Annotated in this window: 18 protein-coding genes and 1 riboswitch; of the genes, 12 read left to right on the forward strand and 6 right to left on the reverse strand. The window is 61.9% G+C overall.

What is annotated here, in order from left to right:
* Positions 1–27: 27 nt before the first annotated feature.
* The 4 genes from ACM6I6_RS11845 to purM form a co-directional block, all read right to left on the reverse strand.
* A complete protein-coding gene (locus ACM6I6_RS11845; RefSeq protein WP_323608826.1) occupies positions 28–444 on the reverse strand; it encodes an OsmC family protein in 417 nt (138 codons plus the stop codon).
* Between the two features lie 212 nt (positions 445–656).
* Positions 657–1,370 carry a DUF3108 domain-containing protein gene (locus tag ACM6I6_RS11850; protein ID WP_274074908.1) on the reverse strand — a complete coding sequence of 238 codons (714 nt, stop codon included), beginning with the start codon at positions 1,368–1,370 and terminating at the stop codon, positions 657–659.
* 8 nt (positions 1,371–1,378) lie between these two features.
* Positions 1,379–2,029 (reverse strand): phosphoribosylglycinamide formyltransferase, encoded by a 651-nt coding sequence (purN, locus tag ACM6I6_RS11855; protein WP_323608827.1) that lies wholly within the window; start codon positions 2,027–2,029, stop codon positions 1,379–1,381.
* Complete coding sequence (gene purM / locus ACM6I6_RS11860) at positions 2,029–3,087, reverse strand: phosphoribosylformylglycinamidine cyclo-ligase (protein WP_414919920.1); 1,059 nt, start codon at positions 3,085–3,087, stop codon at positions 2,029–2,031. The genes purN and purM overlap by 1 nt, the downstream gene beginning before the upstream one ends.
* A gap of 386 nt (positions 3,088–3,473) precedes the next feature.
* On the opposite strand from purM, the gene ACM6I6_RS11865 reads away from it, so the two are divergent.
* The 6 genes from ACM6I6_RS11865 (at position 3,474) to ACM6I6_RS11890 (ending at position 8,800) form a co-directional block, all read left to right on the forward strand.
* Positions 3,474–4,538, forward strand: a complete 1,065-nt coding sequence (locus ACM6I6_RS11865; protein ID WP_414919921.1) for a DUF2066 domain-containing protein — start codon at positions 3,474–3,476, stop codon at positions 4,536–4,538.
* A gap of 37 nt (positions 4,539–4,575) precedes the next feature.
* Complete coding sequence (locus tag ACM6I6_RS11870; protein ID WP_323627650.1) at positions 4,576–5,649, forward strand: AI-2E family transporter; 1,074 nt, start codon at positions 4,576–4,578, stop codon at positions 5,647–5,649.
* Between the two features lie 197 nt (positions 5,650–5,846).
* Positions 5,847–6,551: a DnaA regulatory inactivator Hda gene (gene hda / locus ACM6I6_RS11875; RefSeq protein WP_008063324.1), complete on the forward strand. Its 705-nt coding sequence runs from the start codon at positions 5,847–5,849 to the stop codon at positions 6,549–6,551.
* Between the two features lie 228 nt (positions 6,552–6,779).
* Positions 6,780–7,427 (forward strand): C40 family peptidase, encoded by a 648-nt coding sequence (locus ACM6I6_RS11880; RefSeq protein ID WP_323608830.1) that lies wholly within the window; start codon positions 6,780–6,782, stop codon positions 7,425–7,427.
* A gap of 164 nt (positions 7,428–7,591) precedes the next feature.
* Positions 7,592–8,128 (forward strand): C40 family peptidase, encoded by a 537-nt coding sequence (locus tag ACM6I6_RS11885; protein ID WP_274074914.1) that lies wholly within the window; start codon positions 7,592–7,594, stop codon positions 8,126–8,128.
* Between the two features lie 18 nt (positions 8,129–8,146).
* On the forward strand, positions 8,147–8,800 hold the full coding sequence (locus ACM6I6_RS11890) for an O-methyltransferase (RefSeq protein ID WP_414919922.1): 654 nt from the start codon (positions 8,147–8,149) through the stop codon (positions 8,798–8,800).
* 686 nt (positions 8,801–9,486) lie between these two features.
* On the opposite strand, the gene ACM6I6_RS11895 is transcribed toward ACM6I6_RS11890, so the two are convergent.
* Both ACM6I6_RS11895 and ACM6I6_RS11900 read right to left on the reverse strand, forming a co-directional pair.
* Positions 9,487–10,800, reverse strand: a complete 1,314-nt coding sequence (locus tag ACM6I6_RS11895) for a PQQ-dependent sugar dehydrogenase (RefSeq protein ID WP_414919923.1) — start codon at positions 10,798–10,800, stop codon at positions 9,487–9,489.
* Positions 10,801–10,867: 67 nt separating this feature from the next.
* On the reverse strand, positions 10,868–11,452 hold the full coding sequence (locus ACM6I6_RS11900) for a hypothetical protein (RefSeq protein WP_414919924.1): 585 nt from the start codon (positions 11,450–11,452) through the stop codon (positions 10,868–10,870).
* Positions 11,453–11,603: 151 nt separating this feature from the next.
* Positions 11,604–11,840, forward strand: a riboswitch (cobalamin riboswitch).
* Positions 11,841–11,922: 82 nt separating this feature from the next.
* Here ACM6I6_RS11900 and cobO point away from each other — a divergent pair.
* The 6 genes from cobO to ACM6I6_RS11930 are packed head-to-tail and all read left to right on the forward strand — an operon-like array spanning position 11,923 to position 17,862.
* Complete coding sequence (cobO, locus tag ACM6I6_RS11905) at positions 11,923–12,534, forward strand: cob(I)yrinic acid a,c-diamide adenosyltransferase (RefSeq protein WP_008065287.1); 612 nt, start codon at positions 11,923–11,925, stop codon at positions 12,532–12,534.
* Positions 12,531–13,877: a cobyrinate a,c-diamide synthase gene (locus tag ACM6I6_RS11910; protein ID WP_274074918.1), complete on the forward strand. Its 1,347-nt coding sequence runs from the start codon at positions 12,531–12,533 to the stop codon at positions 13,875–13,877. Before cobO ends, ACM6I6_RS11910 begins: the two co-directional genes overlap by 4 nt.
* Positions 13,874–14,524, forward strand: a complete 651-nt coding sequence (bluB, locus tag ACM6I6_RS11915) for a 5,6-dimethylbenzimidazole synthase (RefSeq protein ID WP_274074919.1) — start codon at positions 13,874–13,876, stop codon at positions 14,522–14,524. Before ACM6I6_RS11910 ends, bluB begins: the two co-directional genes overlap by 4 nt.
* Positions 14,521–15,429: an adenosylcobinamide-phosphate synthase CbiB gene (gene cbiB / locus ACM6I6_RS11920; protein ID WP_414919925.1), complete on the forward strand. Its 909-nt coding sequence runs from the start codon at positions 14,521–14,523 to the stop codon at positions 15,427–15,429. Before bluB ends, cbiB begins: the two co-directional genes overlap by 4 nt.
* Entirely contained in the window at positions 15,422–16,414 is a 993-nt protein-coding gene (cobD, locus tag ACM6I6_RS11925) for a threonine-phosphate decarboxylase CobD (protein ID WP_274074921.1), read from the forward strand. Before cbiB ends, cobD begins: the two co-directional genes overlap by 8 nt.
* On the forward strand, positions 16,411–17,862 hold the full coding sequence (locus ACM6I6_RS11930) for a cobyric acid synthase (RefSeq protein WP_414919926.1): 1,452 nt from the start codon (positions 16,411–16,413) through the stop codon (positions 17,860–17,862). The genes cobD and ACM6I6_RS11930 overlap by 4 nt, the downstream gene beginning before the upstream one ends.
* Positions 17,863–17,929 lie beyond the last annotated feature (67 nt).

Below are 17,929 nucleotides of genomic sequence, written 5' to 3' on the forward strand. Positions count from 1 at the left end.
CATAACCCGCTTGCGCAGCCCTTGCCGCTATTGGCTGAACGCGCCTTCGGCCAGATGGGTTTCGATGCTGACTTCACTGCTGGTCATCAGCTTGTGCACCGGGCAACGATCGGCCACCCGGTGCAGCTCATCGCGCTGGGCGTCGGTGAGCACGCCCTTGAGGGTCAGTTTCACATGCAGGGCATATTTGCCTTTCTGCTCTTCACTGTTGTCGCGTTTGACCTCCACACCAACACCGGTCAGCGGAATGTCCTTTTTCTTCGCATACATCTTCAAGGTCAAGGCTTTGCAGGCGCCCAGCGCTGCGTCGAAATAATCATGAGGCTCTGGCGCGCTGCCTTCGCCACCGGCGGAGACGGGAGCGTCGGCAAACAACTCGTGGTCATCGATCTGGACGGTATGGCGAAGACCTTCGGCGGAAACGGTGTTGACGGTGACAGTCATGGGAAACCTCGCAGGCAGCAGGAAAAGTCATTCGATCAAAAAAGACCTTGAAGGTATAGAGCATTGCGCCAGTTGTGCGTTCCTTTAAAAGATCGCAGCCTTCGGCAGCTCCTACAAGAGACCGAATTCCCGTGTAGGAGCTGCCGAAGGCTGCGATCTTTTGATCTTAAAAAAAGCCCCGCAAGTGCGGGGCTCCTTCAAACATATGAGTATCAGCTGCCTTTAACCGGCTTGCCGTTCACGGTGCCGTCCAGGAGCATGATGTTGTACTCCTTGCCGTCGGTCTCGACCTGTTGCAGGCGAACCAGCAGGTAATCCCAATCCTTGGCGAACCACAGCACGGTGATGCGCTTGCTTTGTGTCGGATCGCGCACGCGCTCGACCTTGATCGCATCGATCTGGCCAGCCTTGGTTTCGACTTTTTCCGAACCCAGCACGCGGAAGTCATAGGTATCGACTTCGCCATCATCGACAACCTGATAGCTCATGCTTTTCTTGCCGGCGGCCACGTCATGCTGCAGCGCCAGCTGGTAGGTGGATTTGTCGAGCATGCCGCGGTTGAGCGCAATATTGACCGCGTCGCCACGATCGGTGCCGGTGACCTTCTTGGCGGTCCAGTCGAAGTCCAGGTCAGCCTTCTTGGCTTTGCCCAGGCCACCGCGTTCGAAGTGGTAGGACTGTGGCAGCAAGGTGTCCTTGTCGACAGTCAGGGTGCTTTCTTCGGACAGGCTGGCGATCATCATCGACGCCTTGAAGTTGAGCTTCCAGACGCCGTTGGCTTCCTTGGTCAGGCTGCGTTCAGCCGTGCCGCTCATGGGCAACTGCTTCCAGTCGGCGGTGTAGCTGGCGGAGAAAGGTTGAAGGTCTGCAGCCTGTGCGAAGGGCAAGGCGAGCAGAGCGCAAGCGAAGAGCAGGGCGCGACGCATAAAATCTCCTAGGTTCGAATCAAGTGGCCGCTGGGCGCAAGCAACTGTCCATCCAGTAAAGCACCTTGCTCGCCGAGGGATAACCGGCCTTCGGCAAACCAGCGTACGGCCATGGGGTAGATCAGGTGTTCCTGTACATGGACCCGCTGCGCCAGACTCTGCGGCGAGTCATGCAACTCTACCGGTATTACTGCTTGTACGACCAGTGGTCCGCCATCGAGTTCCTCGGTGACGAAGTGCACGGAGCAGCCGTGTTCAGCGTCGCCGGCCTCCAGCGCGCGCTGATGAGTGTGTAACCCTTTGTATTTGGGTAGCAGCGAGGGATGGATATTGAGCAGGCGGCCCGCGTAGTGGCGCACGAAGTCAGCGCTTAGAATGCGCATGAACCCGGCCAGGACCACGAGTTTGGGCTTGAAGGTGTCGATCAGTTCGATCAGCGCGGCGTCGAAGGCCTCGCGGCCCTCGAAAGCCTTGTGATCCAGGGTGCGGGTGTCGATACCCGCGTCCCTGGCGCGTTGCAGGCCATAGGCATCGGCGCGGTTGGAAATCACCGCAGCGACGCGGACCGGGCTGTCGCCGGTCCGCGTGCTGTCGATCAAGGCCTGCAAGTTACTGCCGGTGCCGGATAGCAGCACCACAACATCACAGGTGGCTGACATTAATGAGCCTTGAGGTTCTTCAGTTCAACCTGGGCAGCGCCTTCGGCAGCGGTGGCGATCTGACCGATGACCCAAGGCTGCTCGCCAGCCTCACGCAGCACATTCAGTGCGGTTTCCACGTGCTCTTGAGCCACGCAGATAACCATGCCCACGCCGCAGTTCAGCACGCGGTGCATTTCGTTTTCGTCGACGTTGCCTTTTTCCTGCAGCCAGTCGAACACCGCCGGGCGGGTCCAGCTTGCTACGTCAACCACCGCTTGTGCGCCTTTTGGCAGAACGCGCGGGATGTTGTCCAGCAGGCCGCCACCGGTGATGTGGGCCATGGCTTTGACGGCGCCGGTTTCCTTGATCAGCTTGAGCAGCGGCTTCACGTAGATACGGGTCGGGGCCATCAGCAGGTCGGTCAGCGGCTTGCCGTCGAGCTGGATATTCTCGATGTCGGCAGCGGACACTTCGATGATCTTGCGGATCAGCGAGTAGCCGTTGGAGTGCGGGCCGGAAGACGGCAGGGCGAGCAGGGTATCGCCGGCAGCGACTTTGGAGCCGTCGATGATTTCGGATTTTTCCACGACGCCGACGCAGAAGCCGGCCAGGTCGTAGTCTTCGCCTTCGTACATGCCTGGCATTTCAGCGGTTTCGCCGCCCACCAGGGAGCAGCCGGACAGCTCGCAGCCAGCACCGATGCCGGTCACGACCTGGGTCGCGGTTTCTACGTTGAGTTTGCCGGTGGCGTAGTAGTCGAGGAAGAACAGCGGCTCGGCGCCGCACACCACCAGGTCGTTGACGCACATGGCAACCAGGTCGATGCCGATGCTGTCGTGCTTGTTCAGGTTCAATGCTAGGCGCAGCTTGGTGCCGACGCCGTCGGTACCGGAAACCAGCACGGGCTGCTTGTAGCCGGCCGGGATTTCGCAGAGGGCGCCAAAACCGCCCAGGCCGCCCATGACTTCCGGGCGCGCAGTGCGCTTGGCGACGCTCTTGATGCGTTCGACCAATGCTTCACCGGCGTCGATGTCTACACCGGCGTCCTTGTAGCTCAGGGAGGGTTGCTTGCTCATGATCCAGGCCTTTAGGGGGGATTTCTGGGTAACGACCGAGTCCAGCGGGACCGCCGACATCGACGAAGGTGATTGCCTCACGCGATATTCGAGGGTGCCCGGCTGTTGCCGGTCTGCGAAGGCGCGCGATTTTATCAGGCTTGACGGTCAGCGGCCATCCTCAGGCCGACGGCAGGGGGCATATCGGCCGAAAAAAAACCGCCATCGCCCCCTGTGGCTGACATCCTGCTCGCCTGCACAAGTTGTCGTCATTAACCGTCTATCGTTATCACAGTGCGAAAACTTACCCAGGGCGTGTGAATGTTTTGCGTCGGGCGAGGGTCACAGCCTTGTTCGTTCGTCTTCATGCGGTCTGTTCCAGCCGCTTTTGTCCTCAGGAATCTTCCATGGGTTTTTGTAAATTCTTGTTTGTGGGCTGCTTGTCAGTGGTCAGCCTTGTCAGCCAGGCTGAAACCGTCAAAGGCCTTTATCAGGTGCGCGAACCGGTCAACGGCCAGTCGGCGCAAGAGCGTGACGAAGCGACACAACGGGCGCTCGATACGCTGGTCCTGCGCCTCACTGGCGATCCCAAGGCACCCCAGAATCCCGGGCTGGCGGCGGTTCGCAAAGACCCGCAGCAAATCATCAGCCAGTACGGCTTCGAGGCCGGCCCGCCGGAAGTGTTGAAAGTCGATTTCGACCCGGGTACCACCGAGCAGGCCTTGCGCCGGGCCGGGCTGGCGATGTGGGGCGCCAATCGGCCGTCGATCCTGGGCTGGTGGTTGAACGACTACACCGAGGGCGCGAGCCTGGTGGGTGATGGCCAGGCCGGTGCGACGCCACTGCGCCGCGCTGCGCAGCACCGTGGTCTGCCCCTGCGTCTACCGCTGGCGGACCTCAACGAACAGATCGTCGCCACCGCGCCGAATCTGGAAAGTACTGATCCGTCGGCCCTGCGCAACGCATCGCAGCGTTACAATGCCGACGCCTTGCTGGCGGTGCATGCCCGGGAAGAGGGCGGCCAGTGGCAAGCCAAGTGGCAATTGTGGCTGGGCGATCAGAAAGAGGCGGGCAGTGCCCAGGGCGCCGATCAGGCCGCTCTGGCGGACGCGGTGATGCTGGCGGTGAACCAGCGACTGGCGCCGCGATTTGTCGCCAAGCCGGGGTCTTCTGCCGCGCAGTTGCTCGAAGTCCAGGGCATGAACCTGGAGCGTTATGCGAGCCTTGGGCGTTTGCTCGAGCCTTTCGGAGGTCGTCCGCAAAGTGTCGACGGCGACCGGATTCTTTACCGGGTCAATGGCAGTACCGATCAATTGCGCGCGCAGTTGTCGCTGGCAAAATTGCAGGAGGTCACGGCAGATCAGGCGCCGCCACCGGTGCCAGCGGTTCCGGTCCAGCCTGTAGCCGGTGGTTCGGCCCCTGCGGTCGCGCCTGCGCCGGCACCGACGCCGCAATTGCGTTTCCGCTGGTAGGATTTTCTTTCTTTATATAGCAGCAATGGAGTGGTACATGGCCGATACGCGGCGTTGGTTCTGGTTGGGTGGAGTGCTCTTGCTCTGCGCGTTTATCTGGCTGTTGCACCCGATCCTCACGCCGTTCCTGGTGGCGTTGTTGTTGGCCTATCTGTTTGACCCCCTGGTGGATCGGCTGGAAAAGGCCGGCCTGTCACGCACCTGGGGCGTGATCGCGGTATTTGCCCTGTTCACCCTGATCTTCACCACGCTGTTGCTGGTGTTGGTGCCGATGCTCGCCAAGCAGCTGTTTCGTTTGTATGAGCTGGCGCCGCAGATGCTCGATTGGCTGCAGCACACGGCATTGCCATGGACGCAGTCTAAGTTTGGCTTGTCGGAAGGCTTCTGGAGGTTCGACAAGCTCAAGGCGGCGATCAGCGAGCACATGGGGCAGACCACCGACATCGTTGGCGTGGTCCTGACCCAGGCGACGGCGTCGGGCCTGGCGTTGATAGCCTTGCTGGCGAACCTGGTGCTGATTCCGGTGGTGAGTTTCTACCTGCTGCGGGACTGGGACTTGATGGTGGCGAAGATCCGCAGCCTGCTGCCGCGGGACCGCGAAGAGCAGGCGGTGTCACTGGCCGAAGAGTGCCATGAGGTGCTCGGCGCCTTCATACGCGGGCAATTGCTGGTGATGGTCGCCTTGGGCGTGATCTACGCCGCGGGCCTGATGTTGGTGGGCCTGGAGTTGGGCCTGTTGATCGGGATGATTGCCGGGCTGGCGGCCATCGTGCCGTACATGGGCTTCATCATTGGTATTGGCGCGGCGCTGATTGCGGGTCTGTTCCAGTTTGGTGGCGATTTGTATCCCATGATGGGCATTGTCGCAGTGTTCATGGTCGGTCAAGCGCTGGAGGGCATGGTGCTGACGCCATTGCTGGTGGGCGACCGCATCGGTCTGCATCCAGTGGCGGTGATCTTCGCGATTCTGGCCGGAGGCGAGCTGTTCGGGTTTACCGGCGTTTTGCTGGCACTGCCGGTGGCGGCGGTGATCATGGTGCTGCTGCGCCATGTGCATGATTTGTATAAGGATTCTGATATGTACAGTGGTGTTGACGAACCCGAGCTATAGACGGGGTCACGGGCAGCCCGGATAGACCCCGGCGGGCTGCCCGCAGCGCCAAAGAATCTGTCATAAAACCGGTGCGCTAACGCAAACCTTTGATTTTGCTTGTGGTCTGTCGCATTGTGCGGTCGGCCTCACGGGTATAAACTTCGCAAACTTTACACAGAGGCCACTAACGGTTCCTTTGGAACTGTTCAGTCAGCATGAAACCGATTCAGCTGCCCCTAGGTGTGCGTCTGCGTGACGACGCCACCTTCATCAACTACTACCCAGGCGCCAATGCCGCTGCACTCGGCTATGTCGAGCGTCTGTGCGAAGCCGACGCCGGCTGGACCGAAAGCCTGATTTACCTTTGGGGCAAGCACGGGGTAGGGCGCACGCATCTGTTGCAGGCCGCGTGCCTGCGTTTCGAACAGATGGGCGAACCGGCGGTTTACCTGCCGCTGGCCGAGTTGATGGATCGCGGCATCGAAATCCTCGACAACCTCGAGCAATACGAGCTGGTCTGCCTGGACGACCTGCAGGCGGTGGCCGGCAAGGCTGACTGGGAAGAGGCGTTGTTTCACCTGTTCAATCGACTGCGCGACAGTGGTCGGCGCCTGCTGATTGCCGCATCGACTTCGCCCCGCGAGCTGCCGGTAAAGCTGGCTGACCTCAAGTCGCGCCTGACCCTGGCGCTGATCTTCCAGATGCGCCCACTCTCCGACGAAGACAAGCTGCGCGCCCTGCAATTGCGCGCGTCACGTCGCGGCCTGCACCTGACCGACGAAGTCGGGCACTTTATCCTGACTCGCGGTACCCGCAGCATGAGCGCGCTGTTTGAACTGCTCGAGCAACTCGACCAGGCCTCTCTTCAAGCCCAGCGCAAGCTGACCATTCCTTTCCTTAAAGAGACCTTGGGCTGGTAGCCAAGGCCCTGTAAATTCAAGGCCCACAGCGATATATCGAATATTTCGGACGGCAGAAAATCCGCTTTCCTGCGCGGGGGCAGGCTGCGTAAGTGTCTAGAATGGGCTTTAGCGCTTAGATGTCAGCGAGAAACGAAGAAGTCACAAAAAGTTCGATTGAATTTGCAAATGAGGATGATAGCGGGCATAGTCTCGGCTTCTTGACATCAATCAGCCACGGTCGTGCCCATGCTAAATCGCTTTGCACCCCTCGTGCCTCTCGCACTCGTTACCCTGTTGTTCGGTTGCGCTGCCCACACGCCAGTGTCCCAGCAAGCACAACAACAGCAGGTTCAAAATTCCGTTACCGCCCAGTCTTCCGCGCTTTATCAGCAAGCGCTTGAACAGGAAGAAGCGGCCACCGAAAAAGAACTGGCCAGCTTCGGCAATGGCAAGTCTTACCAGCTTCCGGTTCTGGCCGACAGCATCCTCGAACGCGGCATGTCCCTGATCGGTACCCGTTACCGTTTCGGCGGTACCTCTGAAGCCGGCTTCGATTGCAGCGGGTTCATCGGTTATCTGTTCCGTGAAGAAGCGGGCATGAACCTGCCACGCTCCACTCGGGAAATGATCAACGTGGATGCACCACTGGTCTCGCGCAGCAAGCTCGAGCCGGGCGACCTGCTGTTCTTCGCCACTAACGGTCGTCGCGGTCGTGTGAGTCACGCCGGGATCTACCTGGGCGACAACCAGTTCATCCACTCCAGCAGCCGCCGTAGCGGTGGTGTGCGCATCGATAGCCTGGGCGACAGCTACTGGAGCAAGACCTTCATCGAAGCCAAGCGGGCTCTCGCGATGGCACCCGCGGCGACTCCAATCGTCACCGCTCGCAAGTAAACATACTTTTCGTAGGGCGAACTTAAAGTCTTACTTGAAGTTTGCCATATAAGCGCTAAAATTCTGATCCATGAATGATGGCAAACCGCCTGCGTGATCCGCAGGCGGTTTTCTTTTCTGCACTCGCGCAGAAAAAAGCCGCAGCCTGATCAGGATGCTCTGCTATGACGAAGTCGGCCCGCCTCGCAATCATGCTGTTCGCAGCGCTGCTCAGCGCTTGCGCCAGCCGTACACCGCCCCCTGCGCCGGTGGTTCGTGCACCCATCGTATTCGGTCCCTCCCAGGCCTTTTCTCCGGAAGCGGAAGACGTGCTGTTTCGCGCGTTGGGGCTGGTCGGCACGCCTTATCGCTGGGGCGGTAACACACCGGACTCCGGGTTCGATTGCAGTGGGCTGATTGGCTACGTCTACCGTGATGTTGCCGGTATTTCCCTGCCACGCACCACCCGCGAAATGATTTCCATGCAAGCGGCCAGTGTCGGCAAGGAGGGCCTGCAAACCGGTGACCTGATCTTCTTCGCCACCAATGGCGGTTCCCAGGTCAGCCATGCTGGCATCTATGTCGGTGAAGGGCGCTTCGTCCATGCGCCGGCCACCGGTGGCACGGTCAAGCTCGACAGCCTGTCCAAGGCGTATTGGCAGAGAGCCTACCTGAGTGCCAAGCGCGTCCTGCAACCCGAGCATCTGGCGCGCAATCCGTAACCGCCAGAGGGTGTTGTCATGACTGCCCGCACGCTCAACCTCGACGATTCGCTCTATCAATACCTGCTCGACGTTTCCCTGCGCGAAACGCCGCTGCTCAAGCGCCTGCGCGACGAAACCCAGGCGCTGCCCATGGCGCGCTGGCAGGTGGCGCCGGAACAGGGGCAGTTTCTCGCCTTGCTGGTCAAGCTCATCGGTGCACGGCGTGTGCTGGAAGTGGGTACCTTCACCGGTTACAGCGCACTGTGCATGGCAGCGGCGTTGCCGGATGACGGTGCGCTGATCTGCTGTGACCTGCCCGGCGACTACAACGCCACCGCGCGCCGCTATTGGCAGGAGGCCGGCGTGGCCGGGCGGATAGATCTGCATTTGGCGCCGGCGCTGGAAACCCTTGGCAGGCTGGACGCACCGGGCCAGTTCGATCTGGTGTTCATCGATGCCGACAAGGCCAATTACCCGGCCTATCTGGAACATGCACTACGCCTGTTGCGTACCGGCGGCCTGGCAGTATTCGATAACACCCTGTGGAGTGGCCGGGTGCTTGAGGCGAATCCAGAAAGTGAAGATACCCGCGCCATCCAGGCGCTCAATCGTGCCTTGAAGGATGATGCGCGAGTGGATCTATCGCTGTTGCCGTTGGGGGATGGGCTGACGCTCTGCCGTAAACGCTGATCTCCAGGCACACAGCAATGGCGGCCTCAAAGCCGACCCATCTCCCACGGCCGTACCCGATCTACTGTGGGAGCCAGCCTGCTGGCGATGGCGCGGCCTGACAGCCGACCCATCTCCCACGGCTGTACACGATCCACTGTAGGAGCTGGCTTGCCAGCGATGACGGCCTGACAACCGCACCATCTCCCCACGGCCGTACCCGATCTATTGTGGGAGCCAGCCTGACAGCCGACCCATCTCCTACGGCTGTACACGATCCACTGTAGGAGCTGGCTTGCCAGCGATGACGGCCTGATAGCCGACCAATCTCTCCCGGCTGTACCCGATCAACTGTGGGAGCTGGCTTGCCAGCGATGGCGGCCTGACAGCCGACCTGGATTTTCTTGACCGAGTACATATCCATTCCTTCGGTAACGGCCGCTTATGGTTTCGCCCTTACGGCGAGTCACTTGGAAAAGCCTGTAGGAGCAAGCTTGCTCGCGATGGAGGTCAACGATAACGCGGGAAGTCTGACACCCCGCGGCTAACCCGGCATCCATGCCGGTTTACCCACTGCGCAGAACCTCCACTCGGCCTCACGATGGGGCAAGAAGATCAAAATCAAAATCAACATCTACATCAAGAGCCAAAGCCAGAGCCAAATCCAAAGCAAGGCGGCCGACCGACAGGCCTGTTTCATGTGCAGGTTATTGCACCGCCGACACTCGCCACACCTTGTTCCCCACATCATCGGCCACGAGCAAACCCCCTTGCTGATCAACCACCACACCCACCGGCCGGCCCATGGCTTTTTCCTCGTCATTGAGAAAACCGCTGAGCACATCCACCGGTTGACCGCTCGGTTTGCCGCCGCTGAAGGGCACGAATATCACTTTGTAGCCACTATGCGGCTTGCGGTTCCATGAGCCGTGCTGGCCGATGAAAGCGCCTTCCTTGAACTGCGCCGGCAGCTTGTTGCCCTCGGCAAACGTCAGGCCCAGTGAGGCGGTGTGCGGGCCGACCGCGTAGTCCGGGGCAATCGCCTTGGCCACAAGGTCGGGGTTTGGCGGCTCGACGCGCACGTCGACGTGCTGGCCGTAATAGCTGAATGGCCAGCCATAGAAAGCGCCGTCCTTGACCGAGGTGATGTAGTCCGGCACCAGGTCGCTGCCGATTTCGTCGCGCTCGTTGACGGCGGTCCACAGCGTGCCGCTTTGTGGCTCCCAGGCCATGCCGTTGGGGTTGCGCAGGCCTGAAGCGAAGATCCGGTGGTTGCCGGTGGCACGATCCACTTCCCAGATCGCCGCGCGCCCTTGCTCCTGGTCCATGCCGTTTTCGCCGACGTTGCTGTTGGAGCCCACCGTGACGTACAGCTTGCTGCCGTCCTTGCTGGCGATGACGTTCTTGGTCCAGTGGTGATTAAGGGTGCCCCCCGGCAGGTCGACGACTTTGATCGGTTGCGACTTGATGGCCGTTTCGCCATCGACATAGCGAAAGCGCAGCAGCCGGTCGGTGTCGGCAACGTACATGTCATTGCCGACCAGGGTCATGCCAAAGGGCGAGTTGAGGTTTTCCAGGAACACCGTGCGGGTTTCGGCGATGCCATCGTGGTTGCTGTCGCGCAGCAGCGTGATGCGGTTTGGGCTCGGAACGGCGGCACCGGCACGTCCCATGACTTTCTTGGTGATCCAGCCCTTGATGCCTTTGTTGTCATCGGGTTTGGGCGGGGCGTTGGTTTCGGCGACCAGCACGTCGCCATTGGGCAGCACGTAGAGCCAGCGCGGATGATCGAGGCCCTCGGCAAAGGCGCCGACCTGAGTGCCACTGGCCGCCACCGGTTTGGCGCCGTCCGCCCAGCCGATGGCCGGGGCGATGTTCATCGTCGGGAACAGAGTCTTGTTGGGTTCCGGGAGCTTGGGGGAGGGCCCGGTGCCGTCGGTGACTTGCAAGCGGGCGGTTTCGCCACAGGCGGCGAGCCCTCCCGCTAATGCGATAACGAAAACCAGCTGAGACGTGCGCATTGCTGACCTTCCCTATGAATGAAGTGACTTAAACCATAGAGAAGCGCGGCAGCCCGATGGTTCAACGTTAGCCGCGAGCTTCCTTGAGCAGCACGGCGATGCCGGGGTGATAGTGGCCGGCTTCGTTGCGCAATTTGCGATAGGCATAGGGGAAATACCAGGCCACGGCGCAGCTGTGCTCCTTTTGCAGGTCATCAACCATGTCCTGCAGTTCTTCAGGGGTGGCGCCTTGCTGGTTCTTGTGCGGCGCGACGAACAGGCAGCCGATTTTCAGGTCGCTGGCGTAGCTGATTTTTTTCGCGTCGCTGGTGATGTCCAGCAGGGCCTGGGTCAAGTTCAGGCTGTTGACCCGTGGCCAGCGTTGCGTGGTCTGCAGCCAGGCGCGTGCTTCGGGCGTGGCGATAAACAGATCGGCGCGGCCGTTGCGTTCGCCTTCTTCGGTCTGTTTGCGGGTAGGTGATTGTTGCAGGGTGATCATTTCAGCCATCCAGGCCGCAGCGGACAGCAGGCCGAGGTTGGCTTTTTCGTCGAGCCAGTAGGGCGACTCGGTGTCGCCGCGCACGGCGTTGTAGCGGTCGATACAGTCGAACCAGCGTTCCAGGACCGGACGCAGGAATTCCAGCTTCGGATTGCTGATGATGATGCCTTGCATGGGGTTCACCCTTGTTATTGTGTTGAGGCGTGTGGCTATTTGATATCACTGCTGTGAGTGTGGCACAAGATTGACGTCACATTATTGATGGGTGGCAGTTATTCGCCGCGGTACCGCGTCTTCAATTGACGCTCCACCCCCAACCCTCTAACCTTCGCCGCTTGTTTCAGGTGCTCTGTGGCTTTGGGTCGACAGAGTGAAACAGGGAAGCCGGTGAGTTGAGCGCTTCAGTCGATGAAGCCCCGCGATCCCGGCGCTGCCCCCGCAACGGTAAATGAGTGAAAACTGCGTCAGAAGCCACTGCGTCGATCCTTGATGCGGGAAGGCGCGCAGTCCGGCATTACGCCGCTCATGAGCCCGGAGACCGGCCTGATCCATCCAAGCGGCATCACGGTGGGCGATGCCAGGCTTCTTGCCGTCTATTCTTGTGCCTGCCCGCCGTTAATCCTGCTTCAACGGAGAGCTCCCCCATGTCTGATACCCCTGATCGTGACGAACGTCATCTGGCGCGCATGCTGCGCAAAAAGGCCGTGATCGACGAACGCATCGCCAATTCCCCGAACGAATGTGGCCTGCTGCTGGTGCTGACCGGCAACGGCAAAGGCAAGAGCAGCTCGGCCTTCGGCATGCTTGCGCGTGCCATGGGGCATGGCATGCAGTGCGGTGTGGTGCAGTTCATCAAGGGGCGCAACAGCACCGGCGAAGAACTGTTCTTCCGGCGCTTCCCCGAGCAGGTGCGTTTTCATGTGATGGGCGAAGGTTTCACCTGGGAGACCCAGGATCGCCAGCGCGACATCGCGGCGGCCGAAGCTGCCTGGGCGGTATCGCAGCAACTGCTGCGCGACCCATCGATCGGCTTGGTGGTGCTGGACGAACTGAACATCGCCCTCAAGCACGGCTACCTCGATCTCGATCAGGTGCTTAGCGACCTGCAAGCGCGCCCGCCGATGCAGCACGTGGTGGTCACCGGTCGCGGCGCCAAGCCGGAGATGGTCGAACTGGCCGACACCGTCACTGAAATGGGCATGATCAAGCACGCCTTCCAGGCCGGTATCAAAGCGCAAAAAGGCGTCGAGCTGTGAATCAACCTCGTCATTGCCCGGCGGTACTGATTGCCGCGCCGGCCTCCGGCCAGGGCAAGACCACCGTGACCGCCGCGCTGGCCCGGTTGCATCGCAACCAGGGACGCAAGGTGCGGGTATTCAAGTGTGGCCCGGATTTTCTCGACCCGATGATCCTCGAACGCGCCAGCGGTGCGCCGGTGTATCAACTGGACATGTGGATGGTCGGCGAGCAGGAAAGCCGTCGCCTGTTGTGGGAGGCCGCCGCTGAGGCTGACCTGATCCTGATCGAAGGCGTCATGGGGCTGTTCGACGGTACACCGTCGAGCGCCGATCTGGCGCGGCATTTCGGCGTGCCGGTGCTCGCTGTGATCGACGGTACCGCCATGGCCCAGACCTTTGGCGCACTGGCCCTGGGCCTGGCGCGCTATCAGCCGGACTTGCCGTTTGCCGGCGTGCTGGCCAACCGCGTGGGCACCCTGCGCCATGCGCAACTACTCGAAGGCAGCCTGACCGAAGGCCTGCGCTGGTACGGCGCCTTGTCTCGGGAGACCGGCATTGAATTGCCGAGCCGCCACCTGGGCCTGGTGCAAGCCAGCGAGTTGAACGACCTGGACGTGCGCCTGGATGCAGCGGCAGACGCCCTGGCCAGCAGTTGCGAAGTCGCGCTGCCACCGGCGGTGACCTTCGCCGCGCCGGATGTAATCGCGGCCGAACCGCTTCTGGCTGGCGTGCGCATCGCCGTGGCCCGTGATGAGGCGTTTGCCTTCACCTATGGCGCCAGCCTGGATCTGTTGCGGGCGATGGGTGCCGAGTTGCGGTTTTTCTCGCCGATCCGTGACGCTGTTTTGCCCGAGGCGGACAGCTTGTATCTGCCGGGCGGTTATCCGGAATTGCACCATGTGGCGCTGTCGCAGAACACCTCGATGTTGGCGGCGATCCGCGCGCATCACGCGGCGGGCAAACCCTTGTTGGCGGAATGTGGCGGGATGCTTTATCTGCTCGACTCGTTGACCGATGTTGAGGGTACTCGGGCAGAGCTGGTCGGCTTGTTGAAGGGCGATGCGGTGATGCAGAAGCGCCTGGCTGCGTTGGCCTTGCAGGCGGTGGAGCTACCGGAAGGTTCACTGCGTGGGCACACTTATCATCATTCCTTGACCACCACCGAACTGACACCGATTGCCCGGGGCTTGAGCCCTAACGGCGGACGCGGGGCAGAGGCGGTTTATCGTGAGGGGCGGATGACGGCCTCTTATGTGCATTTTTATTTTCCGTCCAATCCGAAGGCGGTTGCCGCGTTGTTTGCACCCGACCTTGAGGCCGCCTTCGCTGGCAAGCCAGCTCCTACAGCGAAGAGGCCATGACCGACAACGCCTTCTCCGAAGCCGAACGCGATGCGGTCTACCGCGCCATTGGCGAACGCCGCGACATGCGCCACTTCGCCGGCGGCACGGTCGAGCCCGATTTACTGCGGCGCCTGCTCGAAGCCGCGCATCAGGCCCCGAGTGTTGGCCTGATGCAGCCCTGGCGCTTCATCCGCATCAGTGACCGCGCGCTACGCAGCCAGATCCAGGTCCTGGTGGAGCAGGAGCGCGTGCGCACCGCCGAGGCCCTGGGTGAGCGCACCGACGAGTTCATGCAGCTCAAGGTCGAGGGCATCAACGATTGCGCCGAGGTGCTGGTCGCCGCGCTGATGGACGATCGCGAACGGCATATCTTCGGTCGTCGTACCCTGCCGGAAATGGACCTGGCCTCGTTGTCCTGCGCGATCCAGAACCTCTGGCTGGCATCCCGCGCCGAAGGGCTGGGCATGGGCTGGGTCTCGCTGTTCGAGCCGCAAGCCCTGGCGGACCTGCTGGGCCTGCCGCCGGGTGCCAAGCCCTTGGCGATTCTTTGCCTGGGACCGGTCAAGGCCTTTTATCCGGCACCGATGCTGGTACTCGAAGGCTGGGCGCAGGCGCGTCCGCTGAGTGAGCTGTTGTATGAAAACTATTGGGGAGAGAGTCAATGAGTGTGGCGTTGTTGAGTGTCGCCGCGGTGGCGCTGGATGCGCTGCTGGGTGAACCCAAACGCTGGCATCCGCTGGTGGCGTTCGGCCGATTTGCCGAGCGCATCGAGCAACGTTTCAATGGCGGCGGTCGCGGCTGGCGCAGCCATGGGGTCACCGCGTGGGTGATCGCCGTGTTGCCGCTGACCCTGTTGGCTACGGCATTTTCCTGGGCGCCCTACGTCGGCTGGATCGTCGAGATTCTTGCGCTCTATTGCGCCCTGGGCATGCGCAGCCTCGGCGAGCATGTCACGCCGGTGGCGAAGGCTTTGCGCAGCGATAATCTTGAAGAAGCACGCCAACGCGTGAGTTATCTGGTCAGCCGTAAAACCAGCGATCTGGATGAAACCGCCGTCGCCCGTGCCGCCACCGAATCGGTGCTGGAAAACGGCAGTGACGCGGTGTTTGCCGCATTGTTCTGGTTTGCCGTGGCTGGCGCGCCGGGCGTGGTGCTCTACCGTTTGAGCAACACTCTGGACGCGATGTGGGGCTATCGCAACGAGCGCTTCGAGCGGTTCGGCTGGGCGGCGGCGAAGATTGACGATGTGCTCAACTACATTCCCGCGCGTCTGGTGGCGTTGACCTACGCGCTGCTGGGCAAGACCCGCCTGGCGTTGAAATGCTGGCGCACCCAGGGGCCGACCTGGGATAGCCCGAATGCCGGCCCGGTGATGGCGGCGGGTGCTGGTGCGTTGGGCGTCGAGTTGGGCGGGCCGGCGATTTATCACGGTGAACTGCATCAGCGCCCGAAGCTGGGCGAGGGCGTGCCGGCGAATGCCGACGCCATCGAGCGCGGCTGGCAACTGGTCCAGCGAGGGGTATGGTTGTGGCTGCTGATTTTGTGCGTGGGGGCTGAATTTTATGCTTGAGCACGGTGGACGACTGCGCAAGGCGGCGCACGATTACGGCATTGACGAAGCCGATTGGCTCGACCTGTCCAGCGGCCTGGCGCCCTGGCCGTTTCCCGTGCCCGACATCCCGCTGCGCGCCTGGGCGCGGTTGCCGGAAACCGATGACGGCCTGGAGCAGGCGGCCTGTGACTACTACGGCACCCTGCAGGCACTGCCGGTCGCCGGCTCACAGATGGCCATCCAGTTACTGCCGCGCTTGCGCCGGGCGGGCAAGGTCGGCGTGCTGTCGCCTTGTTACGCCGAGCATGCCGAGGCGTGGCGGCGCAATGGCTACATCGTGCGCGAGGTGCTGGAGCAGGAAGTCGACTTCTTTGTCGACAGCCTCGACGTGCTGGTGGTGGTCAACCCGAACAACCCGACCGGGCTGAACCTGACGCCCGCGCGTCTGCTCGACTGGCATTCGCGCCTGGCCCCGCGCGGTGGCTGGCTGGTGGTGGACGAGGCCTTCATGGACAACACGCCGCACCTGAGCGTGGCGCCGTTTGCCCATCAGGTCGGTTTGATCGTGCTGCGCTCCTTTGGCAAGTTTTTCGGCCTGGCCGGGGTACGCCTGGGTTTTGTCCTGGCGGAGCGCCGGTTGCTCAAGCTGCTCGCCGAGCAGGTCGGGCCGTGGGCGGTCAGCGGGCCGACCCGGGTGCTCGGCCAGGCATGCCTGCGCGACACCGAAGGGCACACGCGCCAGCGCTTGCGTACCGATGAGGCCAGCGCGCGGCTGGCCACCTTGTTGACGCAATACGGCCTCGAGCCCCAGGGCGGTTGCGCCCTGTTCCAGTGGCTGAGCACCGAGCGCGCCGAACTGCTTCACGACTTCATGGCCCGGCGCGGCATTCTGCTGCGCCTGTTCACCCACAACAGCAGCCTGCGTTTCGGTCTGCCTGGCGATGAAGCCGACTGGGCACGTCTCGCTTCGGCGCTGGACGCCTACGCCAAGGAACACCCATGACCACGCTGATGGTGCAGGGCACCACCTCCGACGCCGGTAAAAGCACCCTGGTAACGGCGCTGTGCCGCTGGGTGACACGCCAAGGTGTCCGCGTGGTGCCGTTCAAACCGCAGAACATGGCGCTCAACAGCGCGGTGACCGCCGACGGTGGCGAGATCGGCCGCGCCCAAGCGGTGCAGGCCCAGGCCGCCCATCTTGAGCCCCACACCGACATGAACCCGGTGCTGCTCAAGCCCAACAGCGATACCGGCGCCCAGGTGATCATCCATGGTCGTGCGGTCACGACCATGAATGCCGTGGCCTATCACGACTACAAGGCTATCGCCATGCAAGCGGTGCTGGCCTCCCATGAACGCTTGAGCGCGGCGTATCCCGTGGTGATGGTCGAAGGCGCGGGCTCACCGGCCGAGATCAACCTGCGTGCTGGCGACATCGCCAACATGGGCTTTGCCGAAGCGGTGGATTGCCCGGTGGTGCTGATCGCCGACATCAATCGCGGTGGGGTTTTCGCCCATTTGGTGGGCACCCTGGAACTGCTGTCGCCTAGCGAACAGGCGCGGGTCAAAGGCTTCATCATCAATCGTTTTCGTGGCGACATCGCGCTGCTGCAACCCGGCCTCGACTGGCTCGAGGCGCGCACCGGTAAACCGGTGATCGGCGTGCTGCCCTACGTGATGGACTTGCACCTGGAAGCCGAGGACGGCATCGATCAGCGCCAGGCCGACAAGGCCGGGCAACTGTTGAAAGTGGTGGTGCCGGTGTTGCCGCGCATCAGCAACCACACCGATTTCGATCCCCTGCGCCTGCACCCGCAAGTGGACCTGCAATTCATCGGCCCCGGCCAGGCGATTCCACCGGCCGACCTGATCATTCTTCCTGGCTCGAAAAGCGTGCGCAGCGATCTGGCGTACCTGCGTGCCAATGGTTGGGACACCGCGATTTCCCGGCATTTGCGCTATGGCGGAAAGGTCCTGGGTATTTGCGGTGGTCTGCAGATGCTGGGGGGGCAGGTGCATGATCCGCTGGGGCTGGAAGGGGCGTCGGGCTCGAGTGCGGGGTTGGGGCTGTTGGCGTTTGAAACGCAGTTGGAAGAAGAGAAGCAGCTGCGCAACGTGCGTGGGCGCCTGGCGCTGGAGAATGCTGAGGTCAGCGGTTACGAAATCCATGCCGGCGTCACTACCGGACCGGCATTGGAAAACGCTGCCGTGCAGCTTGATGACGGCCGCTGCGATGGCGCGCAGAGTGTCGACGGGCAGATTTTCGGCACCTACCTGCATGGCCTCTTCGAGTCGCCGGCGGCGTGCAGTGCGCTGTTGCGCTGGGCGGGATTGCAGGATGTGCAGGACGTGGATTACCACGGGTTGCGCGAGCGGGATATCGAGCGGTTGGCGGATCTGGTGGAGAAGCATCTGGATACCGGGCTGCTGCGTGAGCTCTGTGGGATTTGAGTTGGCTTTACCGGACCCTTCGCGGGCAAGCCCGCTCCTACAGTTTGACCGCGTTTCCCGGTAGGAG

Source organism: Pseudomonas sp. IT-P218, from assembly GCF_949767605.1.
GTDB classification, from domain to species: Bacteria; Pseudomonadota; Gammaproteobacteria; order Pseudomonadales; family Pseudomonadaceae; genus Aquipseudomonas; species Aquipseudomonas putida_AE.